Source organism: Klebsiella sp. HC6 (assembly GCF_022605325.1).
Lineage (GTDB): Bacteria > Pseudomonadota > Gammaproteobacteria > Enterobacterales > Enterobacteriaceae > Klebsiella > Klebsiella terrigena.
Map to the genome: position 1 here is coordinate 2,682,902 of NZ_CP093276.1, position 25,400 is coordinate 2,708,301.

Consider the following 25,400-nt stretch of genomic DNA (forward strand, 5'->3'; position numbering starts at 1 on the left):
ATTATCGACGAGCTATCACAATGATAATATTTGCTGTGCGGCTTTATTATTAAACGGGCAAACTATTGCGCTAAATGAATCCGCCAAATGAATAACGACGCGCCGCCGGCAAATAAAGCCGTCCGTCTGACCCCGCTTCCGCGACCCGGTTCACGAATCTGGCCTAAAAGGCGCGGCTGAGCATGAACCTTGCATACTCCACTCTGGCGTTAGGCCGCTGCCGTCAACGCCGTCCGCCGCCGCAGGCCCGCCGGCAGGATGTCGCCGATGGGGGGGGACATCAGCAGTCTCAAAGTGAGAAAACGCGGCCAGCCCGCCGATGACGCAGTGCAGAGTACAGGACCCGGCCCGCCCGGGCTGACCACCGGAATTGCCATTGAGGTTGTTATGAATATTTTCTCAGAAGCCGCAAGGCTTGAAGCACAGAACTGCCCGTTTGCGCTGGCGCAGATTGTCGAGAGCCGCGGCTCAACGCCCAGACACTCAGCGCAGATGCTGATCCGCGCTGATGGAACCATTATCGGCACCATCGGCGGCGGGATGGTCGAACGTAAGGTCATCGATGAAGCGCTGGAGGCGATGGCTGAAAAGGCCTCGCGCATGTTTCACGGCCGGATGGCGCGCAGCGGTACGGATGCCGTAGGTTCCGACTGCGGCGGGGCGATGTCGGTGTTTATCAGCGTCCACTGCCAGCGGCCGCGGCTGGTGCTGGTCGGGGGCGGGCATGTCAATCGCGCCGTGGCGCAGGGCGCGGCGCTGCTTGGGTTTGATATTGTCGTCACCGATATCCATTCTGCCAGCCTCGATCCGCAGCTGTTTCCGCCGAACGCCCGGCTTGTGCATGCCGAAAGCTTTGCCGCGGCCGTTGAGCGGCTGGCGGTGGGTGCGGATGATTTTGTCCTTATCGCCACGAATAATAAAGACCGGGAAGCGCTGGATAAGCTGATCGACCGGCCGGTGGCCTGGCTCGGGCTGCTGGCCAGCCGCCGCAAGGTGCAGGTATTTTTACGCCAGCTGCGGGAAAGCGGGGTGGCGGAAGAGCATATTGCGCGTCTCCATGCGCCGGTGGGCTACAACATTGGCGCCGAAACGCCGCACGAGATTGCGGTCAGCGTCCTGGCCGAGATCCTGCAGATCAAAAACCAGGCTCCCGGCGGCCTGATGATGCCCGCATATCAGGATAGTGAGGGACAGAAAACGCTGGAGACCGCATGATGTGCCCCCCCGCGAGAGCCGAGAGGGGCCGCGGGCTATCCTTCAATCAGGGTTCCCGTTTTGCCTTCTATCCCTTCCCGGGCCTTGCTCAGCATGGTAATTAAGGCCCGGCGCCCCGGCCGGGAGCGGGCAAAGGCCGCGGCGGCCTCGACTTTCGGCAGCATGGAGCCTTTGGCGAAATGGCCTTCGGCAATAAAGCGGTCGGTATCGCTCAGCGAGAGCCGGTCCAGCCACTGCTGATTGGCCTGGCCAAAGTTGATGGCTACTTTTTCCACCGCGGTAAGGATAATCAGCATATCGGCATCGATCGTGGCGGCGAGCCTGGCGCTGGCCCGGTCCTTATCGATGACCGCGCTCACCCCGCGCAGGTGGTTCCCCTCGCGGACCACCGGAATACCGCCGCCGCCGACGGTAATCACCACCTGTCCGGCATCCATCAGCGCCTTCACCGTCTCTTTTTCGATAATATCGACGGGCTCCGGCGAGGCTACCACCCGCCGATAGCCGCGCCCGGCATCCTCTTTCAGCGTGTAGCCCTGGCGGGTCAGGACTTTGGCCTCCGCTGCGCTGAAGAATGAACCGATGGGCTTACTCGGATCGCGGAAGGCCTCATCGGCGGCGTCAACCTCCACCTGGGTGATCACCGTGGCGACCGGAACCTGCATTCCGCGGGCAAGCAGCGCCTCGCGCAGCGCATTTTGCAGATCGTAGCCAATGTATCCCTGGCTGAGGGCGACGCAGACCGACATCGGCAGCATCGGGGTATGGGCCTCGGTTTTAGCGGCGGCTTCGAAGGCCAGATTGATCATCCCGACCTGCGGGCCGTTGCCATGGGTCACCACGACCTGATGCCCCTGGGCAATGAGGTCAACAATTGCCTGCGCGGTTTGCGTCACCGCCTGCATCTGTCCGGCAAGATCGTCCCCTAAGGCGTTGCCGCCGAGGGCGAGAACAATTTTCTTACTCATCAATTCCTCTCTTTAAAAGCGTGCGTCGCGCGCGAAATCCGGCGCGGCTGAAAAAGGGTTACGGCGTATAAATCGGCCTTGCCCGGCGCTGCCGGTAAAGGTGCCGTGGCTGAATATCACCCGGCCATGAGACAGCGTCTGGCGGATGGCGCCCTGGCAAATAAATCCCTCCCACGGCGAGTAGTCGGCGTTGTCGTGGAGCTGCTCGTGGCGGATGGTGGTGGTTCGTCGCGGGTCGATAATGACCACATCGGCATCCGCGCCGGGCGCCAGCACGCCTTTTCGCGGCCAGAGGCCAAACAGCCTGGCCGGAGTGGCGCTGACGAGCGATACGAAGCGCTCCGGCGAGATCCTGCCGCTCATCACGCCGTGCGAAAACAGCAGCAGCAGGCGGTTCTCAACTCCGGGCAGGCCGTTGGGGCAGCGGCTAAAGTCGCCGCCGGATAGCTGCTGTCGCTGGGCCATGGAGAAGGCGCAGTGGTCGGTTGCCACCACGTCGATGGCGCCATCGGCGATGCCGCACCACAGCGCGTCGTTGTGGCGGGCGTTGCGCAGCGGCGGGCTGAGCAGAAACTGCAGCGCGTCGTCGCGCTCGTAGCAGCGCTCGTCGAGCAGCAGATACTGCGGGCAGGTTTCAACCCAAACCGGCTGCCGGCGCGCCTGGGCAAGGCGCAGATAATCGAGCCCCAGCCCGTTAGAGAGGTGCACGATATACAGCGGGGCGTTGCCGGCAAGCTGGGCCAGGTTGATCATCCTGGCGATGGCTTCGGCCTCGCACTCCGGCGGACGGCTCAGGGCGTGATAGCGCGGCGCGGTTTTGCCGGCGGCGAGAAATTCGGCGCGCTTTTGCGCAATCACGGCATCGTTTTCCGGGTGGACGGTGGTGAGCGCTCCGGCGTGATGCAGATGCTTTAGCGCCTGAAGAACCTCGTCATCGTTAAGCTTGTACTGGTAGGTGAGATAGAGCTTAAAGCTGCTGATCCCCGCCTCAACCATCAGCGGGATCTCATCAAGAATGGCGTGGTTGATATGCTGGATCACGCCGTGAAAGCCGTAGTCGATGGTTGCTTTGTAGGCGGCGTAGCCGTGGTAGGCCTCAAGCTGGTGGCGCAGCCGGCAGCCGGCTGGCCCGAAGCCCATATGATCGATAATGGTCGTTGTGCCCCCGCAGGCGGCGGCGCGGGTGCCGGTGAAAAAATCATCGCAGCTGCGGGCGAGTCCGGTATCAATATTAAAATGCGTGTGGACGTCCACGCCCCCAGGCATTACGTAGCATCCCTCGGCGTCAATTATTTCGCAGGGCTGCTCCACGGTGATGTCTGCCGCCAGCTGACTGATTAAGCCGTTTTCAATCAGCAGGTCCTGTTTTGCCTGGCCGTCAGCGTTGACGACGGTGCCATTTTTAATCAGTACGCGCATAAAAAGCTCCAGACTCCCGTCGCTGGCGGCGGGAGGTATTGCGGATAATCACTATTCTGTTGCCAGCCAGCTCAGCGGGATGGCGGCATACATTGCGGCACAGGTCACGAGATGCGATTTCCAGGTTTTTTCATTCGGGGCGTGGGCTTCCGGCTCTTTGCCGGGGCCAAAGCCAATGACCGGGATCCCGTGGCGGCCCATGATCGACACGCCGTTGGTCGAGAACGTCCACTTATCGACCACCGGCGCTTTGCCAAACAGGCCCTCATAGGCGTTGCTGAGCGCCTGGACGGTAAAGTGGTTCTCCTCCACTTTCCAGGTTGGGAAGTAGCACTCGGTGGGGTAGACCAGGCCGGTCCAGGAAGGGCGGTCGTAGTTGTACATTGATACCAGCGCCCCCGTTTTTTGTACCGCCGGCAGGGCGCGGATTTCGTCCAGCGCGCCTTCCCAGGTCTCTCCCCAGGTCAGGCGGCGGTCGATGGAAACGGCGCAGCTGTCGGCAACCGCGCAGCGGCTTGGTGAGGTAAAGAAGATTTCCGAAACGGTCAGGGTGCCTTTGCCGAGGAAGTCGTCATTGCCCAGGCGTTGGGAGAGCTCCTGCAGTTCGTTAAGAATCGGCCCCATTTTGAAAATCGCGTTATCGCCGCGCTCCGGCGCCGAGCCGTGGCAGCTGACCCCCTGGACGTCGACGCGGATCTCCATGCGTCCGCGCTGGCCGCGGTATATCTGGCAGTCGGTGGGCTCGGTGCTGACCACGAACTCGGGACGAATGCCGGACTGCTCGATGATGTACTGCCAGCAGAGGCCGTCGCAGTCCTCTTCCTGAACGGTGCCGGTCACCAGCAGGGTATAGTCATCCTCGAGGCCCAGGTCCTTAATGATTTTTCCCGCATACACCATCGAGGCCATGCCGCCTTCCTGATCCGAGGTGCCGCGTCCGCCGATCAGCTCGTCGGTCTCCATGCCTTCATAGGGATCGAAATTCCAGTTTTTGATATTGCCGATGCCCACGGTGTCGATATGCGCGTCCATTGCCACCAGGCGCGGGCCGTGGCCGATATAGCCGAGGATGTTGCCCATCGGATCGATTTCAACTTTGTCGAAACCGACCTTCTCCATCTCTTCTTTTATTCGCTGGACGACGCGCTTTTCGTCGCAGCTTTCGCTGGGTATGGCCACCATATCGCGTAAAAAACGCGTCATATCCTGCTGGTAATGGTTGGCTTTTTCGAGGATCAGTTTGAATGGAATATGCTTAGCCATGGCTTGGTTCTCCGGTTCTGATTTTCCCGCCGCGCGGGATGAGTTGAAAAGTATGCTGAGGCCTATCGTGCTGCCGGGTGTTTGCCTTCCCAGACCACTTCCCGGTAGTGCTTCACGTCGGTGTCACCTTCGGTGCTGATGACCAGCACGATGGAGTCGCTGTCCAGCCCGAGCTTGTGCATCAGCGCTTCGCGCTGGGGATGAAAATGTACGGCGGCCAGCACCCCGAGCCCGACGGCGCCGGACTCGCCGGAAATCACCCGCGGATCGCCGCCGGTAGGGTTACCCAGCACGCGCATCCCGAGGGCGGCGATGGCGTCCTGACAGGAGATAAACTGGGTTGCGCAGTTGCGCAGAATTTCCCAGCCCAGCGGGTTGGGCTCACCGCAGGCGAGGCCGGCCATGATGGTGGCCATTTCGCCGCCGACGTTGACGATTTGGCCCTTAACGCCGGAGCGGTAGATGCAGTCGGCCAGCTCGGGTTCGATAATCACCGAATGCAAATTGTTGGCGCCATAGGCGTCCACGAGGTAGCCCAGCACGCCTCCCGCCATGGCGCCGACGCCGGCCTGCAGGAACACGTGAGTGGGGCGGGCAATGCCCATGGACGCGATCTGCTCGACCGCTTCGTCGGCGAGGGTGGCGTAGCCCTGCATAATCCAGGTCGGGATGCGGGTATATCCTTCCCAGGCGGTATCCTGCACCACCTCCCAGCCGTTTTGCTGCGCCGTTTGCAGGGTGAAGCGCACGGTATCGTCGTAGTTCATTTCGGTGACGATGCATTCGGCGCCGAGCCGCCGGATGGCGTCGACGCGCTCCTGGGCCGATCCTTTTGGCATATAGATCACCGCATTCTGCCCCAGCTGCTGCGCGGCCCACGCCACGCCGCGGCCGTGGTTGCCGTCGGTGGTCGTCGCGAAGGTCATTTTCTCCGTCATGTCGGGTCTGAACGTGTCGAAGGAAAACTCGTTGATATCCAGGCGATATTTTTCGCACAGCAGCTGCGCAATGGCCCAGGCGCCGCCGAGCATCTTGAAGGCGTTCAGGCCGAAGCGCTGCGATTCGTCCTTAACCAGAATCCGGCCGAGGCCAAAGAGGTCGGCAAGGTCGTTGAGGGCGTACAGCGGCGTGGGCTTATAGCCGGCGATTTTTTGATGGAAGCGGCGCGCCTGCTGCGCCTGCTGGCGGGAAAAAAGCGGCGAGCCCGTGGCGTTAAAAAACCGATTATCGGCAATATCCATTTTCAATGAGAAAGCAGACATACTCTTTCCTTATCCTTCATGACGTGAGGGAGAGAGCCGGCCAGCGGCCGGCCTGAGGGGTTATTTGACTCGTTTTTGCGCTTCGTCCAGCAGCTGCTCCAGCAGCAGGCCGGGTTTGGCATATTTACGGCAGAGGATCATCGAGGCGATGATGTACGGCTTCCAGCTCGCTTCTTTATAGGTGGCGATGCGGTATTTTTCGAAGACCGCTTCGCTGACTTCGCCCTCGGCGCAGGAGACGCCGGTGATATCGGCGGGGAGACAGTGCATATAGAGCGCGTCGCCGCCGTTCGTCTGCGCCATCATCTCTTCGGTGCAGTGCCAGTCTTTATGATTCGCGTTCTGCGCCAGGCAGGCGGCTTCCAGAGCCTTCAGTCCGTCGCGATCCTCGGCGCGCAGCAGTTCGGTGCGCTTTTCCATGACCTTGTAGGGCGCCCAGGATTTCGGGTAGACGATGTCGGCATCCTTGAAGGCCTCTTCCATGCTGGTGACCTGGCGGAAGCTGCCGCCGGAGGCCTCGGCGTTGTTTTTGGCCACTTCGATAACGTCGGGGATCAGATCGTAGCCTTCCGGGTGGGCGAGGGTGACATCCATACCGAAGCGGGTCATCAGGCCGATGATGCCCTGCGGGACCGAGAGCGGTTTACCGTAGCTCGGAGAGTAGGCCCAGGTCATGGCGACTTTTTTGCCTTTAAGTTCCTCTAGCGAGCCGAAATGCTCCCGCAGCCAGGCGAGGTCGGCCATGGCCTGGGTTGGGTGATCGATATCGCACTGCAGGTTGATAAGCGCCGGGCGCTGGGGCAGCACGCCCTGACGATAGCCGTCGTCGAGCGCTTCGCCCACCTCGCGCATATAGGCGTTGCCGGCGCCAAGGTACATGTCGTCGCGGATGCCGATAGCGTCAGCGCAGAAGGCGATCATGTTGGCGGTTTCACGCACGGTTTCGCCGTGGGCAATCTGCGATTTACCCTCGTCCAGGTCCTGCTGCGCAAGGCCGAGCAGGTTCAGCGCCGAGGCGTAGGAAAAGCGCGTGCGGGTTGAGTTGTCACGAAAAACCGAAATGCCCAGACCGCTGTTAAATACGTTGGTGGCAATATTTTCCGCGCGCAGGGTTTTTAATGCCGCCGCAACGTCCAGCACCTGTTTTAGCTCATCCGGGGAGTGCTCCCACGTCAGCAGGAAGTCCTTCTGATGAAGATGCGAATCTAGCTTGTTGATATCCTTAATCAGGTCGTTAACAGTTTTCATTTTTTAAATCCTGGGGTGAGTGACGGCTTAATGATTGCTGTGCGGTCGGAAAAGGGTGGTGACGCAATAGCGACTGCCAGCGCTATATTTCTCCTAACAATAAGCATGCCAGTTCATTCAGCCTCAGGCGTAACTGGGGGAAGTGGCGATAATTATGCGAGGGTTGTCACGAAATATAGCTTCAGGTGGTCAGGGGTAATAATAACTTCACGGTCTTATTCGGATGCGGGCGAAAGCAGGTTAAGTCCCCTAAGAGATATACCCCTGGCGGCGGCGTAAAAAGCCACCAAAGTGATAAATACGCCGCGTCAATTCTCATATTGATATGGAAATGTGATACTTCTTACATATTTTCGTCAAGGAGTGAAAAAGAAACCTGCCTCTGTCAAATATTGTTGGCGGCTGAGTTAGTATCATGGCCGAAGAATAAGAACAATCACATATCCCAGATATCTCAGTTGGTTAGTGATATAAAAGGTCTATTATGATGCCCTCTAACACATTTTCCGTTTTGATGCAGATTCAGCCAACCATCCAGCGCTTTGCGAGGATGCTATCCAGCGTGCTTCAGCTCGAAGTTGAAATTGTTGATAACACGCTGTGCCGGGTTGCCGGGACCGGCGTTTATGCTAAATCACTGGGACGCAAATTAAATACAGATTCGCGACTTTTGCGCTACATTATTGAAACAAAGAAAGAGAAGGTGGTAACCCATTCCCGCTTCGATCCCCTGTGTAAAGGATGTACCAGTAAAGATAGCTGTAAAGAGAAAGCTTTTCTGGGGACCCCGGTTATTTATCAGGAGCAGTGCATAGGGGTCATTAGCCTGGTGGCATTAACCTGCGAGCAGCAGGAGCGTATTAATGACAACCTGCGCGAGTTTTCCGATTATGTCCGCCACGTTTCATCGATATTTGTTTCGCGACTGCTGGAGGACCAGGGCGGCAGCGATAATATCCAGAAAATGTTTTTAACGATGATTGAAAATATGGACCAGGGGGTTCTGGTTGTCGGTCACGATCAGAAGGTCAAATTTGCCAATCACACGGCGTTAAAGATTCTCGGGGCGAACCAGGGGAATATGATCGGTCAGCTCATTAATTTCAGGCCGCTGACCTTTGAGCATAATTTCACGCGCGGTCATATGCAGCACGTGATCTCATTTGATAACAAGACCGAAATGATTATTGGCCAGCTGCACGCGGTTCAGGACCAGTGGCTTTTTTTAATGGCCTTCCATCAATCGCACTCCTCTTCGAATTTAAGCGCCTCGGTGGAGGAGCCGCAGATTGAGCAGATGGTGGGAGAGTGTCGGCCGATGCGGCAGCTGAAAAAGCTGATTAGCCGCATCGCCCCCAGCCCCTCAAGCGTCATGATTGCCGGCGAAAGCGGCACCGGGAAGGAGGTGGTTGCCAGAGCGATACATAAGCTCAGCGATCGTCAGGCCAAACCTTTTATCGCCATTAACTGCGCCGCCATCCCTGACCAGCTGCTGGAAAGCGAGCTCTTTGGCTACGTCAAGGGCGCGTTTACCGGCGCCTCGGCGAACGGCAAGACCGGGCTTATCCAGGCGGCAAACCACGGTACCCTGTTTCTCGACGAGATTGGCGATATGCCCCTGACGCTGCAGGCTAAGCTGCTGCGGGCGATTGAATCGCGCGAAATCCAGCCCGTCGGCGCCAGCCATCCGGTGCCCGTCGATATCCGCATTATTTCGGCGACTAACCAAAATCTTGAGCAGTTTATCGTGGCCGGTAAATTCCGCGAAGATCTCTACTATCGCCTCAACGTGATTCCTCTGATGCTGCCGCCGCTGCGGGAACGTCAGGAGGATATCGAGCTGCTGATCCACTACTTTCTGCAGCTGCATACCCGGCGCCTTGAGCTGGTCTACCCCGGCGTGGCCCCGGAGGTCGTTGCCATGCTGAAGGGCTACCGCTGGCCGGGAAATATTCGCGAGCTGAGCAACCTGATGGAGTATCTGGTCAACGTGGTGCCTTCGGGCGAGGTTATCGACGCCTCGCTGCTGCCGCCCAATATTATCAGCGGCGCCAGGCTTGCCGAGCGTGAGCCCGGCGCAGCCCTCCCGGTGAGCGTGCCGGGAGAAGAGGAGAGCGTCACGGCGCTGGAGGAGATGGAAAGGCAGATGATCCGCGAGGCGTTAACCCGCCACAGCAATAAAAAGCAGGCGGCAGATGAGCTCGGTATTGGTATTGCCACCCTGTATCGTAAGATTAAAAAATATGAGCTGGTGGGGCTGTAAAAGCGCCGGCCGGAGGGGCCGAAAGCGCCCCGCGTATCACTCTGAGAGTCCGGTTATCAAAATCGCTACCGGGCACCTGCCGCGTTGCCGCTATTTGCTGAATTTGGATTTGTACGTTTTTTGAGCGCGATGTTCAAAGCGATCCGCCGTCGTGCTTGCTCGCTTCAGTCGCCATTTCATAGTCTTAACGGGATGAATGGCACCGTTCTTGCCTTGTGATGTTCTCTTCGGCCGCCGCGGCGGCAGGTAGCAAACATGATAAGGACAGGAACATGGCGCAAACCAATGACAATATCGCTCCCTCATCCGTACCCTCGCGACACGCTTATTTTTCAAAACCGCGCATTATCGCCCGACCGGGATTTAACCGCTGGCTGGTGCCGCCGGCCGCGCTGGCGGTGCATCTCTGTATCGGGATGGCCTACGGTTTTTCCGTTTTCTGGCTGCCGATGTCGCAGCTGGTGGGCGGCAGCGGGTCGCTGCAGTGCCCGGTCACGATGTCCTTCTGGCAGCAGCTTTTTACCCGCGAATGCGACTGGAAAATCTCGCTGCTGGGCTGGACCTATACGCTGTTTTTTGTCTTTCTCGGCTGCTCCGCGGCGCTGTGGGGAAGCTGGCTGGAAAAGGTCGGGCCGCGGCTGGTGAGCTTCATCGCAACGCTATGCTGGTGCGGCGGGCTGCTGCTCTCAAGCGTCGCCATCTATTTTCATCAGCTCTGGCTATTGTGGCTGGGGGCCGGGGTTATTGGCGGCGTCGGCCTTGGGCTGGGCTATATTTCACCGGTCTCGACCCTGCTGCGCTGGTTCCCCGATAAGCGCGGAATGGCCGCCGGCATGGCGATAATGGGCTTTGGCGGCGGCGCGCTGGTGGGGGCGCCTCTGGCAAACGCGTTGATGAACTTTTTCGCCGACGCGACGGGTAACGGCGTCTGGCAGAGCGTTCTGGCGCTGTCGGTCATCTATGCCCTGTTTATGCTCTGCGGTACCTTCGGCTATCGGCTGCCGCCGATGGGCTGGCATCCTGCCGGGGAGAAGGCGCTAAAAGTGATGAGCGCGCACTCCACCATTCAGGTACACGTCAGCGTAGCCTGGCGCACGCCGCAGTTCTGGCTGCTGTGGCTGGTGCTGTGGCTGAACGTGACGGCCGGGATCGGTATTTTAGGGATGGCCTCACCCATGCTGCAGGAGATTTTTGCCGGCAAGCTGCTGGCGACGAGTCTGCAATGGCACGAGCTTAACGCCGACCAGCTGCGGCGCATCGCGACCATGGCGGCTGGCTTTACCGGGCTGCTGAGCCTGTTTAATATCATCGGCCGCTTCTTCTGGGCTTCGGTGTCGGATCTTTGCGGCCGGAAAATGACCTTTGCCATGATTTTTCTTCTCGGCGCCGCGCTGTACGGCTCCCTGCCGCTGATCAACCACGGCGGCTACGTCGCCATTTTCGTCTGCGCCCTGTGCGTTATCATTTCGATGTACGGCGGCGGCTTTGCCACTATTCCCGCCTATCTGGCCGATATCTTCGGCGCGCAGATGGTGGGGGCGATTCACGGGCGTCTGCTGACGGCATGGTCCGCCGCCGGTATTAGCGGCCCGGTTTTAGTGAATTATTTACGAGAATATCAGCTGGCCCAGGGGCTTGCTCCGCAGCGGGTGTACGATATTACGCTGATGGTCCTCACCGGGCTGCTGGTTATCGGCCTGATCTGCAACCAGCTGATCCGCCCGATGCCGCAAAAATATGCCATGTCCGCCCAGCAACAGCAGCAGGCGAAGGGGCTGTATACGGTGAATGAGAACGCGCAGCTCAGCTGGGAGCCGCGGCCGTCGCGGGCGCTGATGGCCTTGAGCTGGTTCGCGGTAGGGGTGCCGCTGCTGTGGGGAATAGGGAGCACCTTCCAACAGGCGGTGAAGTTCTTTATGTAGCTGTCCGTCAGGCAAGCGCCCGCCGGGGCATCGGCCGGGTGCTCGCTAAATCGCCGTTTATCAAAATAATTCCCATTCGACCCGTCGGTGATACACTACATACTGTGATCTTTGTCATACCGTAATTAAAACAGAGAAAAGAGACACTGCTATGCAACATATCATTGAGGGTTTCCTCAGCTTCCAAAAAGAGATCTTCCCCCAGCGTAAAGAGCTCTTTCGTAGCCTGGCTTCCAGCCAGAATCCCAAAGCGCTTTTTATCTCCTGCTCCGACAGCCGTCTGGTGCCAGAACTGGTGACCCAGCAGGATCCTGGACAGCTCTTTGTTATTCGTAATGCGGGTAATATCGTGCCTTCCTTCGGGCCGGAACCGGGCGGGGTCTCAGCCACCATCGAGTACGCAGTTGTTGCCCTCGGGGTGACCGATATCGTGATTTGCGGCCATTCTAACTGCGGCGCGATGACGGCGGTTGCGACCTGTCAGTGCCTCGACTCCATGCCGGCGGTTTCCCACTGGCTGCACTATGCCGATGCGGCAAGAGCGGTGGTTGACAGCAAAACCTGGGATAGCGAAATCGATAAAGTGAATGCGATGGTGCGAGAGAACGTTATCGCCCAGCTTAACAATATCAAAACGCATCCGTCGGTAGCCGTCGGGCTGCGCGACGGCGCGCTGCGCCTGCACGGCTGGGTATATGATATCGAAAGCGGCGCGATTGGTGCCCTCGATAAAAATACCAAATCCTTCGTCTCGCTCTCTGAAAACCCTGAAGTTTTCTTCGAGTAGCTCTTCTACAGGGCATGGAAGCCCTGCATCCCGCACTTCGCCGTCATCCTCCTGATAAACGCTCCGCTACGCCTGCTCGGGTCTGATAGAGGCTTTGCCGATCGCCAGCAGCGCGACGCTCAAAATAAATCCCGTTCCGCTGAACAGATAGAGCGAGCCGGCGGCTCCGATAGCCTCAGCGCAGTATCCCGCGCCGAGAGAGACGATCGCCGAGACCGTCATTTGTCGCCGGTAGCTTCTGGCGATCGCGGCTGGCACCTGTTGCCGCTCGAAGTTTCTGAGCAGCGCGTAGACGGCGAGGGAGAACACGACATTAGAGAAAATATGCGCCACAAAGACCAGCGCCAGCGCCGCAGCGGGCCACGGCGCGAAGGGGAGCAGCCCGTAGCACAGCAGAAAAATCGCCAGGCAGCCGATCGACAGCCCGTTGCTGCTGCTGTTTTTTTCAAAACGCGCGGGATTGAGCAGCAGTGGCCCAATCAGCTGGCCGAGACTGCGGGTAAAAAGCAGCGCCAGGGCGATCGTTTGTTCCGGCGAGCCTGATGAGAGCGCCCCGGGGACCAGCCCCGGCAGCAGCGCCATTGCCGGCGCGCCCGCCGCGGCCAAAAGGGGCAGGAGCAGCATCGCGCGGCGCTGGGAATGGGTCAGGGTCTGCCAGCGCAGCGGGGGTACGCTGCGGATGTGATTGACAAAATGCGCGCTGAAGTGCGTTTTCGCCCGCCCGAGGAGGATGAGGGCGGCGGCGAAGCTCAGCAGATCGATAAGCAGAAGATGAGTCGCGCTCATATATCCCCGCAGGACTAATCCCAGACCAATGCCGCAGAGCACGTTGCCGGCAAAAATAATGCTTTCGAGCGTCGTGGCGACCGGGAGCTCCTCTTCGTTCAGGCCGGTTTTGAAGAGTTGACTCAGCGCCGGGAAGGTCATGCCGGTGGTGAACGCCCCGACCGCCTGAGCGATGAGCAGCAGCGGGATAGAGTCAATCGCCACGGCGTAAAACGGCGCTGCCAGTCCGATAAGGCCGAGCCCTTCGCCGAGTATCAGGATCGTAAAGGGGCTCAGGCGCTGGCAAAAGCGTTCGCCCAGGATGCTGCCGAGCAGTCCGGGGACGGTGGAGAGAACGTAGGCGAGAGCCAGCGATGCGACGGGGGCCGAGAGGCGGATTAGCTCGCCAAAAACGACGATCCAGGTGATGCCGTTGCCTATCGAGGAGATCAGAAACGCGAGAGCGAGCGGGCGTAGCCACGGCTTATTCGCCATGGTCTGGAGAAGGATTCGAATCATTGTCATGTCCGTAATAAGCGAAAAATTGCTTTTCCAGCCACGGGCTAGCCGCCGTTAGCTGAAAATTAATACAACCGTTATCGGGCTTATTGTCAGGACATTACATAACCGGGGATCCGTCGGGGAGGAGTGAATGTGTTAATTTAATATTGCATATTTGTAGCGTTGTCAACGCCGGCGCGCCGACAACGCTATCGGGTCCTCTGCCGTGCTGGCGGACGGCTTACAGCACGCCATCGCCGCCGTCCGAACACCAGACCTGGCCGGAGGTGAACGAGCAGGCGTCGGAGGCCAGCGTCACGTACAGCGGGGCGATTTCGACCGGCTGTCCCGGGCGACCGAGCGGGGTATCCGCACCAAACTGGCGGACCTTCTCCTCAGGCTGGCCGCCGCTGGACTGCAGAACCGTCCAGTAAGGACCGGGCGCAACGGCGTTGACGCGGATCCCCTTCGGACCCAGCTGTTTGGCTAATGATTTAGTGAAGGCCACGAGGCTGGCCTTGGTCTGGGCGTAATCAAAGAGTATTGGGCTCGGCTTAAAGGCCTGAACCGAGGAGGTGTTGATGATAGCGCTATGCTCTTTGAGATGGCGCAGCGCGGCTTTGGTTATCCAGAACGGCGCGTAGACGTTGGTTTTGAAGGTGGCGTCAAAATCCGCCGTCGTGAGTTCTGCCAGCGAGTCGCAGTACTGCTGACGCCCGGCATTATTGACCACAATATCCAGACCGCCCAGCTCTCTGGCGGCCTTTTCAACCAGCGCTTCGCAGAAGGATTCGCTACGAATATCGCCGGGAATAGCTACCGCCTTGCGCCCTGCGGCCTTAATCAGAGCGATGACCTCTTCGGCGTCGGCTTCTTCCTCCGGCAGATAGTTTATCGCCACGTCCGCTCCTTCACGAGCAAACGCAATGGCCACCGCGCGGCCGATACCCGAGTCGCCGCCGGTAATCAGCGCCCTCTTGCCGGACAGCCTGGCCGAGCCAACGTAGCTTTCCTCGCCATGATCGGGAACGGGCAGCATCTCCGAGGCCAGGCCGGGAGGCGTTTGCGGCTGGTCGGCAAAAGGAGGGCGGGGATATTGTGCGCTGAGTTTGGCGTGGTCGCTCATATAATTTCCTCTGTTCAGGTAAATATTAAGCATAGGCCCGATGGCCGGCATGAAAAAATATTTTAGGAATTAAGTAAGCTGCGGTGCCGATGTTATTATGCGGTCATCATGGGAATGCCATGCGCAATTGACTGATTAGTCGTCAGGTTTTTACCCTGGCGACCGATGTGGGCCGAATGAAATTTTAGGATTGTTCCAGCTGCCGGGGCGGGGATTATTATCCGGCGAGCGGATGATATTAATTTTACCTTCTTTACAAACACGCTGGATTTTACCGATAAAAAATAGCTCGGCGCCGCTTAATAGGTTGTCCTGTTGAGAGTTATGCCGGATAAAATGAGATGTTTAAACTTATTTCTGGCGCCGTTTTTAAGCGGCTGGCCCGCCGGATAAGCGGTCCGGCGGTTTGACACCGGCTTCATATCACTTAGTGTTAACTCTCGACGGCGATGATTTGTCATAGCGAATCATTTTTCATAAACCAACCGAAAGGTAGCATTATGGCAGAGCACAGAGGTGGATCGGGTAATTTCGCGCAGGACCGGGAAAAAGCATCTGCAGCCGGTCGTAAAGGCGGTCAGCATAGCGGGGGGAATTTTAAAAACGATCCTCAGCGTGCTTCAGAAGCCGGGAAAAAGGGCGGTGAGAATAGCCACGGCGGCGGGCGTAAATCAGGCGCCAGCTAATTCCCGCGGTCTGGCATAAAGCGTAACGCGATCGTCAGCGTCATATATCCTGCGGGCCGCTGGCCCGCATTTTTTTGCCCACAGCGTCAACGCACCGGCATCAATGCTATATATCTGCATCGTCTGTTAAAGAGTCTGCTCTTTGCCTAACGACCGCAGCCAGCAGCGGAGGATAAATACTATGTCCCAGTTGTCCCAGTCCAGGGTAAACGATCCTGATAAACCGGCCCGCCATCCGGCAAGAGACGATCCCCGCGAACGGGGGGAAATACCGCGTAAAAGGGATGATAGCGAAGATCGCAAAAAGGACCCCTGGCAGCCGGCTCCCGACCAACGCTAGGGGCGGGGCCCTAGCGCCGATGCCCGCCCGAAAGCGTCAATGGCGGCTAGCGCTCGATAAACGGCAGCCACCGCCGCGGGCGCGCTGCCGGCTGCGATGCGGCTTTAGCCATCGCGGCGCCGATCTCCGCGCAGACCGTAAGCCCCTGAACGAACGGGCGGTCGTGCATGAGATAGGGCAGCGCGCCAAACGCAATGCGCCCGCGAACGATCTCCGGCTCCAGCAGCGTGTAGTCTTCCCCAACGTCGGGAATAGCGTCCCCGACGGCGAGGATCTGCCGGCGCAGAGTCGGAAACGGCAGGTCTTTGGTCTTCAGCGGCTTCTGCCCTCTGGCATCGATAAAGACCTCAAAGGCATACCTGGACTGGCCAACGCTTATTTCCGTCAGGTTATCTTCTATGGCGATGGCGTAATCGGGCCCAAGCGGGAGAATGCTGATAACGCCGGCCTCGTGCAGCGCCAGCAGGCGGCGAATGGATTGCGATGGGATCGCCGCGTAGTTATCGATAAACACCCGCGCCAGGCCGGCGCTAAACCGCTCGCTGTCCCGCGAGTCGAGATGAGGGACGATGGCCTGGACCGCTTCATGCAGTCTGAGGATTGCGTAGCGCCAGGCCACCGTGCGCCTGTCGCGCTTGTTGCGCTCGACCTCGATGAGATTCGCCTCAGCCCAGCGGAAAGGGTCACTCTTCCTGCGCGCGGCGAACCAGGCATCGTGGAAGCTGTCGGCGTTAAGCGAGCGCAGCGCTATCTCCCGGCTCCACTGCGGGTCGGCGGCGTCAATTTCCTGCGCCATCAGCGCGAAGACCCGGTCGAGCAGCCCCTCGGTTCCGGCGGCGATGTGCCGGGCAATCGCCTCGTCGCTGGCGATCGTTAAGGGCTCATAGGGGATGGGGCAGTAGAAGTCGGCTTCAGGCAGGATCCCGGAGCGGGACATCATCACCATTTCCAGCGCTTCGCTGTCGCGATCCAGCCGGAAGCTCAGCGACCGGTCCTCGGCCTCCACAAACTCCCCGTGCTGTGCGGCAACCGCCATGGCGGCATCGATTCCGCTCAGCGACGTTCCCATAATTCCAACCCGGCAGGGCGCGATGCGCGCGCTCATTAGCCCCGACCACGGGCTCGGGAAGTGGGCTCGCGGGGTGGTATCGTCATCAGGCCAGACGTGGCCGGTGGCGATAACCGCAAGGTCAAAATGCGCGGGTTCTGCAACCCCCTGGGCGCAGAGCATCACGCCTTCGGGGGTGACCTGCAGATCCTCCACCCGGCATGATTCATGGATCGCGACCTCAAATCCGCGCCGGCGGGCCGTCGCCACCAGCTGCAGAAACTGGTCATGGAAATATTCACCCAGCAGCAGGCGCGGCAGGAACTGCCGGACATGCAGGGATTCTTTGCGCACCCCGTAGCGCGCCAGATGCTCAACGCTCAGCCCCTGCAGCCAGTCGATATAGGTTGAGAAAATGGGGGGGATTTCGATGCTGGCAATGTTCGCCAACATCATCCGCGCGGTGTCTTCCTTGCTATAGGGCATCCCGACGCCGGCCCGGTCGGCCTGTTCATAGATGGAGACGGCAAGCGGTACCGCGTTCTGTAAAAGGGCGTGAAAAGTATAAATCCCCGTCGGTCCGGCGCCGATAATCGCAATTTTCTTCATTGATATGGGCTCGTTGTTTTAGGCGCAGCCATCCGTTATCGGGCTGACGCTGAAGGCGTAACTAAGGGCACTGACCAAAGTATAAACGAGGGATCGCGGGGCAACGGTAAAGTGCCTGTATCTGCTGGCGAATAGTTGACTGAAGCTGCGGGAGCCGCCTTTCATTAAAGGGGACTTAAAATCATCTTTTGTTGTTGTCAATTGCGCAGCGTTAGCCTGCCGGTATGAGGAGCTGAAAATCATGGAGAGGGTGGGGGGAATTAACGCGGGCGGTATTGTTCTTGAGGTAATAAACGAATTGCGAATTTAATGATTGTGATGATATTATGATTAAATTGTGTTTATTTAATGTGGATGTAATTCATTGGATTTTATTTTCTGTAATTAAGTTGTCTTGAGTGTATTTGTATCTTGCTGTTTTTATTGTTGTATTTTGTTTTTATTTCTGTCTGTTAATTATCGGCTTGATAATGAATCTCATTTTTAATAACGTGGAGCGGCACAATAATCCTATTGGGCGCTGTTCGGAATACGCTATCAAAGAATAGCGTGGTGCGTTTGTCTCTTCGTTTTTCCAGGGCGGAATTTTTATTTTTGGTGAAAAGGGGTAATTGATATCCCGATATAATATCGGGAGGCGCCTGCTTACGCCAAAACCAGAGAAGATGTTCTGTGCCTGGAGGTCGCTGCCGTTGTTTATCTGACGGATGAAGAAGGCGTGCCCCGACGGCAAAATAAGAAAACAGGGCATATTCCATGAAACATTATTCACACTACTCGCTGGCCGTGCTGATTCATATGGCTATCTGGGGAGTGGGGTTGCCGGCGCAGGCCGCCGACGACAGCACGCCAGATGAAACGAAGAAATCCGCTGCGGCAACCGCATCGGAGAACCACGACGAAACGATGGTGGTTACCGCGGCCGCGCAGACTCTCCAGGCCCCCGGCGTCTCCACCATCACTGCCGATGAAATCCGCAAACATCCACCCGCCCGCGACGTCTCCGAACTGATTCGCACCCAGCCCGGCGTCAACCTGACGGGCAACTCCACCAGCGGTCAGCGCGGCAATAACCGCCAGGTCGATATTCGCGGGATGGGGCCAGAAAATACGCTGATACTGGTGGACGGTAAACCGGTGACCAGTCGTAACTCCGTGCGCTATGGCTGGCGCGGAGACCGCGACACGCGCGGTGATACCAGCTGGGTACCGGCGGAAATGATCGATCATATCGACGTTATTCGCGGCCCGGCGGCGGCCCGCTACGGCAATGGCGCGATGGGGGGCGTGGTGAACATCGTCACTAAACCGACCAGCAGCGAGTGGCATGGTTCCTGGAATACCTATATGAACGCCCCTCAGCACCGTAAAGAGGGCTCGACGAAGCGCACGAACTTCAGCCTGAACGGTCCGCTGTCGGATGCGGTTAGCTTTAATTTATGGGGTAACCTGAGCAAGACGCAGGCCGATGCCCAGGATATTAACTCCGGCCATGAAGCGGCACGAACCGGAACCTATGCGGGATCCTATCCTGCAGGGCGCGAAGGCGTCGTGAATAAAGATATCCACGGCAAGCTGCGCTGGGAGTTTGCGCCGATGCAGGCGCTGGAGTTCGAAACCGGCTACAGCCGTCAGGGCAACCTTTACGCCGGCGACACGCAGAACACCAACACCAGCACGCTGGTGAAAAGCATGTACGGCAAGGAGACCAACCGCCTCTATCGCCAGACCTACGGCGTGACCTGGACCGGCGGCTGGGATAACGGGGTGACCAGCAACAGCTACGCCCAGTATGAACATACCCGCAACTCGCGGATGAGCGAAGGGCTGGCGGGCGGAACGGAGGGCATCTTCTCCAGCAGCGAATTCTCGGATATCGACCTCTCTGACGTGCTGTTGCACAGTGAAGTGAATATTCCGTTTACCCTCGGGGTTGAGCAGAATCTGACCCTGGGTACCGAGTGGAACCAACAGCGGATGAAGGATGGCGTGTCGACCACCCAGTCTCTCTCCTATGGCTCCATCGACGGCATCCCGGCAACCGGGCGCAGCCCGTACTCCAGCGCCGAAATTTTCTCGCTGTTTACCGAAGACAATATCGCGCTGACCGATAGCACCATGCTGACGCCAGCCCTGCGCTTTGACCACCACAGTATTGTCGGCAATAACTGGAGCCCATCGCTGAACCTCTCCCAGGGGCTCTCCGATGACTGGACGCTGAAGCTGGGGATTGCCCGCGCCTATAAAGCGCCGAATCTCTACCAGCTCAACCCGAACTACATTCTGTACAGTAACGGCCAGGGCTGCTACGCCAGCAGTTCCGCCTGCTATCTGATGGGTAATAGCGATCTGAAGGCCGAAACCAGCGTTAACAAAGAGATCGGCCTTGAGTATAAGCACGAGGGCTATCAGGCGGGGCTGACCTGGTTCCGCAACGACTACCGTAACAAGATTGAATCAGGTTACTCGGCGGTAGGCACGGCCAGCAACGGCACGACCAATATCTATCAATGGGAAAACGTGCCGAAGGCGCTGGTAGAAGGGCTGGAAGGCTCGCTAAGTCTGCCGGTGAGCGAAACGGTTAGCTGGAGCAACAACCTGACGTGGATGCTGCAGAGCAAGAACAAGACCACCGGCGATCGCCTGTCGGTAATTCCGCAGTTCACGCTGAACTCGACCCTTAGCTGGCAGGTGCGTGACGATCTCTCTTTACAGAGCACCTTCACCTGGTATGGCCGCCAGAAACCGAAGCGCTTTAACTATAAAGGTGAGGCGGTATCCGCAAGCGAACTAAACGAAGTCAGTCCATACAGCATTGTTGGGCTAAGCGCGACCTGGGACGTCAATAAGAACCTGAGTCTGACCAGCGGCGTGGATAACCTGTTTGATATTCGCCACTATCGCGCCGGTAATGCGCAGACCACAGGGAACTCGACAACCGGGGCTTATCTGTATGGCGCCGGCGCGGAAACCTACAACGAGTCGGGGCGGACGTTCTATGTGAGCGTGAATACGCATTTCTAAGGCATCATCGATCGCGGGCCGGAATATTTTGCTATTCCGGCTTTTTTTGCCGTCAGCTAAAACGGCAAAGGGAAGCTTGATGAGTTGTCCGTAGCCTTTGCCGAGCGGATTGCTGGCGCTAAAAGCATCTGCGGTGCGTGCCGCTGACGGATCTGGTCACGACTGGAGTTTGGGATCTCCGGGTAGCATCAGGCGTAGGGTATTAAATAGGTTTTAATGTCGTGGAACTGGGGATATCGAATAGGGATGAACGGCTGCAGGAAGCGCTTCTTTCGAGGGAAATGCACCAGATTAAGAAAATCTGGTGCGTCCGAGTGGACTCGAACCACCGACCCCCACCATGTCAAGGTGGTGCTCTAACCAACTGAGCTACGGACGCATTTGGTGCGTTTAATTGGACTCGAACCAACGACCCCCACCATGTCAAGGTGGTGCTCTAACCAACTGAGCTATAAACGCTTTATGGTGCGTTCAATTGGACTCGAACCAACGACCCCCACCATGTCAAGGTGGTGCTCTAACCAACTGAGCTATGAACGCAATGTTGTGGTGACAACGGGGACGCATATTAGCGATCGGGAGAGGTTGTGGCAAGAGGCAAACGTCACTTTTCTTGCAGAACAGACGCGATTGCGGAAGTTTTACTCATATTGTCTATATTTTGCTGATGATAAAGGATATTTCTTGCCCTGTTTGCCCGCGGGCTATGCCTGCTGACGCGGATTAATGCGGTAGTGCAGCTTGAAGACCGGGACGTGCAGGCGAAGCCGTATACCTCAACCGGGACTTCATACAGACAGTTCGCGGTGATTGAAGTTGTGCCAGGGGTCTTTGAAGTGACGCGTCGTACTTAATAATAAGCGTTGGCGTAACGCTTTTGTATTTTTGATATGAACAAGGTCGCTGCTGCGGCCTTTTTAATTAAGGGGAACGCTGGGCGTTATTTAAATATAAGACGAAGGGTGAAGAGGGCACAGATTATCAGCAGGATCAGAATGAGCTCAAAACGATAGCGTTGCAGCATAGTGCTCTCCTAAAAAAATCGGCGCTGAAGCAGCGCCGATTTATTACGATACCAGACTAACCGGGTTAGTTATGCAGCCGGCTGTGCAGCAGGTTTAGCGGCAGCGTGGTGTTTAGCTTTGTGGTGTTTTTTAGCGGCCTGAGCTTTCTGAGCTACGGCCGGTTTAGCTGTGGCTTTGTGGTGTTTTTTAGCGGCCTGAGCTTTCTGAGCTACGGCCGGTTTAGCTGCGGCTTTGTGGTGTTTTTTAGCGGCCTGAGCTTTCTGAGCTACGGCCGGTTTAGCTTCTGCTTTTTTGTGTTTTTTCACAGCCTGAGCTTTCTGCTCTGCGGCCGGTTTAGCGGCGGCTTTATGATGTTTTTTGTGATGAGTGGTCTTGGCAACGGTGCTGTGAGTTGCAGCAGCCGGAGCCTGAGTGGTGCTTACCGCATCAGCAGCGAAAGCAGCAGAAGACAGACCCATAGCAGCGGCAACGACCAGAGCTAATACTTTTTTCATTCTGATATCCTCGAAAATGTTTCTTCAGTTAACCCCACTGCGGGGCTGTTGAAACAACTATATGCCGGTCATGGCGCGAGTTCAGTGAGTGTTTGGTATCGGCAGGTAACCGAATGTACGATGAGGTGGCGGGAGAGCGTAAGAGGTTATCCGCTAACGAGAAAGCGTTAGCGGAGTGGGCCGTGATTAGCGGCGAGGCGTTCGGGCAAGCGTTGAGACAAGCTCCTGGAGGGTCATGCGTACGCAATAGGCGGGTGTGCCGCGTTCAAACCGCCATCCTTCGCTGAGCGGCCCGACGTCAAGGGCATCAAAACCAAAGGCGTCGTACAGCGCGGCGGCGATGGCTTTCCCCTCTGCGTCATCGCCCGCCAGCGGCAGCGCCCGGCGATTTTCCGCCCCTGCGGGTAAGCCATCGCTTTCCAGCTGCGTCATCGGAATGGCGTTAAAGGCTTTGGTTATTCTGGCGGCGGGCAGGATCCGCGCCAGTAATTCACTGGTGGTGGTTTGCCCGGAGTCGAGCTCGGCAATGTCGCCGTCCCGCTGCGGGTAGTAATTGACCGCATCGATAACGTGCTTATTTTTAATACCGGCGACCGGCAGCGCGCTGACGGCGCTGAGGGGGACGGCAATCACCACCACCTCGCCAAACTCGGCGGCCTCGTCCGCGCTGCCCACCTGACAGCCGATCATCGGCCCCAGGCTGAATAGCGTCTGCGGTCCCCGTGAGTTGCTGAGCATCACGTCGTGGCCGGCCTGCAGCGCAAGCTTAGCGATGGAACGTCCTACAAACCCGGCGCCTATTATTCCGATCTTCATCTTTGACTCCTGACAAATTGCCTCATTGAGGGAATAAATTTAATTCCCTCGTCACAGAAGATAAATCGTAAGATGGTTGCATGATAAACAACTAAAATGAGTGAATAATGGATCAGCTCACCAGCATGAAGGTTTTCGTCAAGGCGGCAGAAACCGGCTCATTTGCCGCCGTCGCCGAGCAGCTGCAGCTGTCGCCGCAGATGGTTGCCCGCCACGTAGCGGCCCTCGAGGCGCATCTCGGCACCTCGCTTATCGCGCGTACGACGCGGCGGCAAACCCTGACCGATATCGGCCGCAGCTACTATGAGCGCTGCCGCCTGGTGCTGGACGAAGTCGCCGAGGCCGACGCGCTGGCGCTGGAGATGAAGGCGACTCCCTCCGGTATTATCAGAGTCAATGCGCCGGTTACCTTTGGTTCACACGCGCTCTCGACGTTCATCACCGACTATCTCGCCCGCTACCCCGAGGTGCAGGTCGAGCTGACCCTCAGCGACCGCATCGTCGACCCGATAGAAGAGGAGTTCGAGGTGATCATACGCATTGGCGAGCTGGCCGACAGCACCATGGTTGCCTGGCCGCTGCGCCCTTACCGGTTAATAGCCTGCGCCTCTCCTGACTATATTTTGCGCCACGGAGAGCCGCAGACGCCGGCGGATCTGCAGCACCACTCCTGCCTGGTCTACGGTCACTGGTCGGCCATGAACGCCTGTCGCTGGCAGTTCACCAGGGAGGGCGCCACGGTGGAGGTTAAACCCGCCGGGCGCTTTCGTTCGAACGACTGGAAAGCGCTGATGAACGCCGCTCTCGCCGGGCACGGCATCACCCTCGGACCGGAAGAGGTGCTGAGAGTTGAGGTTGAGGCGGGCAGGCTGGTGCAGGTTTTATCGGGGTTTTCCGGCCCTTCGCGACCGATGCACGTGCTGGTGCCGGCAGGACGCCGACGAACGACCAAAATCAAATGCTTTGTCGAGGCGCTGAGAGAGGCGCTGGGCCCGCGCGGGCCCGGCTATCGCTGAGAAACGGCGCCCCGAAAACGGGGCACCGCTGCCGGTTAGCGCGCTGCGCGCTGTAAAATGACGCTCGACGGCTGACGCTGGAGGAAGCGCATCCGCAGCATCATCAGGATTGCCGCGGAGGTTAAGCCGATAATAAACCCGCACCAGAAGCCGGCAGGCCCCATGCGCGGGACGACAATATCGGTTAACGCCAGCACATAGCCGCTCGGCAGTCCCAGAACCCAGTAGGCGGTAAAGGTAATAAAGAAGATTGAGCGCGTATCCTTATAGCCGCGCAGGATCCCGCTGCCGATGACCTGGACGGAGTCGGAGATCTGATATATCGCCGCCAGCAGCATCAGCTGGGAGGCCAGCACCACCACTTCCGGGTTGTCGTTGTAGAGCAGGGCGATCTGTTTGCGCATCAGGATGGTGAAAATCGCGGTGATCGCGGCCATGCAGACGCCAACGCCGACGCCGGTTCTGGCGGAGGTTTGCGCATCGAGGGTTGAGCCCTGGCCGAGGCGGAAGCCGACGCGGATGGTGACCGCCGCCGCCAGCGACAGCGGTAAAACGAACATCAGCGAGCTGAAGTTAAGCGCAATCTGATGGCCGGCGACATCGATAATGCCCAGCGGAGAAACCAGCAGCGCAACCACCGCAAACAGGGTCACTTCGAAAAAGAGCGCCAGCGCGATCGGCAGCCCGAGCTGAACCAGGCGCTTGAGGACGGCAAAATCCGGCTTGCTGAACCCCTCGGCGCCCCGAATATCACGCATTGAGCGCGCCCGACGCACCCAGGCGATCATGCTGAAAAACATCACCCAGTACACGGAAGCCGTTGCCACGCCGCAGCCCACGCCGCCCAGCTCCGGCATGCCGAAATGACCGTAGATAAAGATGTAGTTGACCGGGATATTCACCAGCAGCCCGATGAAGCCCATGACCATCCCCGGCTTGGTTTTCGCCAGGCCTTCGCACTGGTTACGCGCAACCTGGAAGAAGAGGTAGCCCGGAGCCCCCCACAGCAGCGCGCGCAGGTAGCCGACGGCTTTATCCGCCAGCGCCGGGTCAATATTATGCATTGAGCTGATGATATAGCCGGCGTTCCACAGCACCACCATCACCAGCACCGAGACGAACCCCGCCAGCCAAAAACCCTGGCGCACCTGGTGCGCAATGCGGTCGCGGCGCCCGGAGCCGTTGAGCTGTGCAACGACCGGCGTTAGCGCCAGCAGCAGGCCGTGGCCAAAGAGGATCGCCGGCAGCCAGATGGAGGTACCGATGGCGACGGCCGCCATATCTGTGGCGCTGTAGCCGCCCGCCATGACGGTGTCGACGAAGCCCATTGAGGTCTGGGCCACCTGCGCAAGGATGACGGGAATAGCCAGTGCTAACAACTGACGCGCTTCAATGAAGTACTTCTGCACCTGTACACCTTTATATTGTTGTTATTTTGAGACTAAAAAAGCCGCCGTTAATGGCAGCAAGAAGAAAAAGCAGAGGGATTAGCCAGTCTATTGTAGCGAGGATTAGCCATTAAGCCAGTGAAAAAATGGTAGGGCACGATGCGTGCTGGCAACCTTATTTACCACCTGTTATTGTTCCCGATTAATATATTGTG

The 25,400-nt window shown here is 58.1% G+C and carries 20 protein-coding genes, 3 tRNA genes and 1 pseudogene; 8 read left to right on the top strand and 16 right to left on the bottom strand.

What is annotated here, in order from left to right; genetic code table 11:
• Positions 1-387: 387 nt before the first annotated feature.
• Positions 388-1,167: pseudogene (locus MMW58_RS13080) on the top strand (XdhC family protein); the annotation flags it as partial.
• Between the two features lie 83 nt (positions 1,168-1,250).
• Here the strand turns inward: MMW58_RS13080 and arcC are convergent.
• The 5 genes from arcC to ygeW form a co-directional block, all read right to left on the bottom strand.
• The gene (gene arcC / locus MMW58_RS13085) at positions 1,251-2,183 is read right to left on the bottom strand and encodes a carbamate kinase (protein WP_133599477.1); all 933 of its coding nucleotides are present in this window, start codon (positions 2,181-2,183) and stop codon (positions 1,251-1,253) included.
• A 12-nt stretch (positions 2,184-2,195) separates the two neighbouring features.
• Complete coding sequence (hydA, locus tag MMW58_RS13090; RefSeq protein ID WP_159237002.1) at positions 2,196-3,602, bottom strand: dihydropyrimidinase; 1,407 nt, start codon at positions 3,600-3,602, stop codon at positions 2,196-2,198.
• 51 nt (positions 3,603-3,653) lie between these two features.
• Positions 3,654-4,865: a YgeY family selenium metabolism-linked hydrolase gene (locus MMW58_RS13095; RefSeq protein WP_159237001.1), complete on the bottom strand. Its 1,212-nt coding sequence runs from the start codon at positions 4,863-4,865 to the stop codon at positions 3,654-3,656.
• A 62-nt stretch (positions 4,866-4,927) separates the two neighbouring features.
• On the bottom strand, positions 4,928-6,127 hold the full coding sequence (gene dpaL / locus MMW58_RS13100) for a diaminopropionate ammonia-lyase (RefSeq protein ID WP_241723555.1): 1,200 nt from the start codon (positions 6,125-6,127) through the stop codon (positions 4,928-4,930).
• A 60-nt stretch (positions 6,128-6,187) separates the two neighbouring features.
• Positions 6,188-7,375: a knotted carbamoyltransferase YgeW gene (gene ygeW, locus MMW58_RS13105; protein WP_159236999.1), complete on the bottom strand. Its 1,188-nt coding sequence runs from the start codon at positions 7,373-7,375 to the stop codon at positions 6,188-6,190.
• Between the two features lie 484 nt (positions 7,376-7,859).
• On the opposite strand from ygeW, the gene MMW58_RS13110 reads away from it, so the two are divergent.
• The 3 genes from MMW58_RS13110 to MMW58_RS13120 all read left to right on the top strand — a co-directional run bounded on the left by MMW58_RS13110 (position 7,860) and on the right by MMW58_RS13120 (position 12,347).
• Positions 7,860-9,638 carry a sigma-54 interaction domain-containing protein gene (locus MMW58_RS13110; protein WP_241723556.1) on the top strand — a complete coding sequence of 593 codons (1,779 nt, stop codon included), beginning with the start codon at positions 7,860-7,862 and terminating at the stop codon, positions 9,636-9,638.
• Between the two features lie 272 nt (positions 9,639-9,910).
• The gene (locus MMW58_RS13115; protein WP_241723557.1) at positions 9,911-11,560 is read left to right on the top strand and encodes an OFA family MFS transporter; all 1,650 of its coding nucleotides are present in this window, start codon (positions 9,911-9,913) and stop codon (positions 11,558-11,560) included.
• Positions 11,561-11,711: 151 nt separating this feature from the next.
• Positions 11,712-12,347: a carbonic anhydrase gene (locus MMW58_RS13120; RefSeq protein WP_045858634.1), complete on the top strand. Its 636-nt coding sequence runs from the start codon at positions 11,712-11,714 to the stop codon at positions 12,345-12,347.
• 66 nt (positions 12,348-12,413) lie between these two features.
• On the opposite strand, the gene MMW58_RS13125 is transcribed toward MMW58_RS13120, so the two are convergent.
• Positions 12,414-13,631 carry an MFS transporter gene (locus tag MMW58_RS13125; protein ID WP_241723558.1) on the bottom strand — a complete coding sequence of 406 codons (1,218 nt, stop codon included), beginning with the start codon at positions 13,629-13,631 and terminating at the stop codon, positions 12,414-12,416.
• Between the two features lie 223 nt (positions 13,632-13,854).
• On the bottom strand, positions 13,855-14,739 hold the full coding sequence (locus MMW58_RS13130) for an SDR family oxidoreductase (RefSeq protein WP_241723559.1): 885 nt from the start codon (positions 14,737-14,739) through the stop codon (positions 13,855-13,857).
• Between the two features lie 500 nt (positions 14,740-15,239).
• Here MMW58_RS13130 and MMW58_RS13135 point away from each other — a divergent pair, with 500 nt between their 5' ends.
• Positions 15,240-15,425 (top strand): con-10 family general stress protein, encoded by a 186-nt coding sequence (locus MMW58_RS13135; RefSeq protein WP_133599493.1) that lies wholly within the window; start codon positions 15,240-15,242, stop codon positions 15,423-15,425.
• Positions 15,426-15,606: 181 nt separating this feature from the next.
• Positions 15,607-15,765, top strand: coding sequence for a hypothetical protein (locus MMW58_RS30310; protein ID WP_371823000.1), 159 nt, complete (start codon positions 15,607-15,609; stop codon positions 15,763-15,765).
• Positions 15,766-15,811: 46 nt separating this feature from the next.
• On the opposite strand, the gene MMW58_RS13140 is transcribed toward MMW58_RS30310, so the two are convergent.
• Positions 15,812-17,422, bottom strand: a complete 1,611-nt coding sequence (locus MMW58_RS13140) for an FAD-NAD(P)-binding protein (RefSeq protein ID WP_241723560.1) — start codon at positions 17,420-17,422, stop codon at positions 15,812-15,814.
• 452 nt (positions 17,423-17,874) lie between these two features.
• Positions 17,875-18,180 carry a hypothetical protein gene (locus tag MMW58_RS13145; protein ID WP_133599499.1) on the bottom strand — a complete coding sequence of 102 codons (306 nt, stop codon included), beginning with the start codon at positions 18,178-18,180 and terminating at the stop codon, positions 17,875-17,877.
• Here MMW58_RS13145 and MMW58_RS13150 point away from each other — a divergent pair.
• Positions 18,179-20,446: a TonB-dependent siderophore receptor gene (locus MMW58_RS13150; RefSeq protein WP_133599501.1), complete on the top strand. Its 2,268-nt coding sequence runs from the start codon at positions 18,179-18,181 to the stop codon at positions 20,444-20,446. The two genes, MMW58_RS13145 and MMW58_RS13150, sit on opposite strands and share 2 nt — an antisense overlap.
• Before the next feature lie 302 nt (positions 20,447-20,748).
• On the opposite strand, the gene MMW58_RS13155 is transcribed toward MMW58_RS13150, so the two are convergent.
• The 6 genes from MMW58_RS13155 to MMW58_RS13175 form a co-directional block, all read right to left on the bottom strand.
• A tRNA-Val gene (locus MMW58_RS13155) sits at positions 20,749-20,825 on the bottom strand.
• 3 nt (positions 20,826-20,828) lie between these two features.
• Positions 20,829-20,905, bottom strand: a tRNA-Val gene (locus MMW58_RS13160).
• Positions 20,906-20,909: 4 nt separating this feature from the next.
• Positions 20,910-20,986, bottom strand: a tRNA-Val gene (locus MMW58_RS13165).
• A gap of 400 nt (positions 20,987-21,386) precedes the next feature.
• Positions 21,387-21,470, bottom strand: a complete 84-nt coding sequence (gene ydgU / locus MMW58_RS30435; RefSeq protein ID WP_455430947.1) for a small membrane protein YdgU — start codon at positions 21,468-21,470, stop codon at positions 21,387-21,389.
• Between the two features lie 69 nt (positions 21,471-21,539).
• On the bottom strand, positions 21,540-21,965 hold the full coding sequence (gene asr, locus MMW58_RS13170; RefSeq protein ID WP_241723561.1) for an acid resistance repetitive basic protein Asr: 426 nt from the start codon (positions 21,963-21,965) through the stop codon (positions 21,540-21,542).
• A 186-nt stretch (positions 21,966-22,151) separates the two neighbouring features.
• Positions 22,152-22,781 (bottom strand): NADPH-dependent F420 reductase, encoded by a 630-nt coding sequence (locus MMW58_RS13175; RefSeq protein WP_241723562.1) that lies wholly within the window; start codon positions 22,779-22,781, stop codon positions 22,152-22,154.
• Positions 22,782-22,888: 107 nt separating this feature from the next.
• Here MMW58_RS13175 and MMW58_RS13180 point away from each other — a divergent pair, with 107 nt between their 5' ends.
• Positions 22,889-23,797 carry a LysR family transcriptional regulator gene (locus MMW58_RS13180; RefSeq protein ID WP_133599505.1) on the top strand — a complete coding sequence of 303 codons (909 nt, stop codon included), beginning with the start codon at positions 22,889-22,891 and terminating at the stop codon, positions 23,795-23,797.
• 35 nt (positions 23,798-23,832) lie between these two features.
• On the opposite strand, the gene mdtK is transcribed toward MMW58_RS13180, so the two are convergent.
• On the bottom strand, positions 23,833-25,206 hold the full coding sequence (gene mdtK / locus MMW58_RS13185; RefSeq protein WP_133599507.1) for an MdtK family multidrug efflux MATE transporter: 1,374 nt from the start codon (positions 25,204-25,206) through the stop codon (positions 23,833-23,835).
• Positions 25,207-25,400 lie beyond the last annotated feature (194 nt).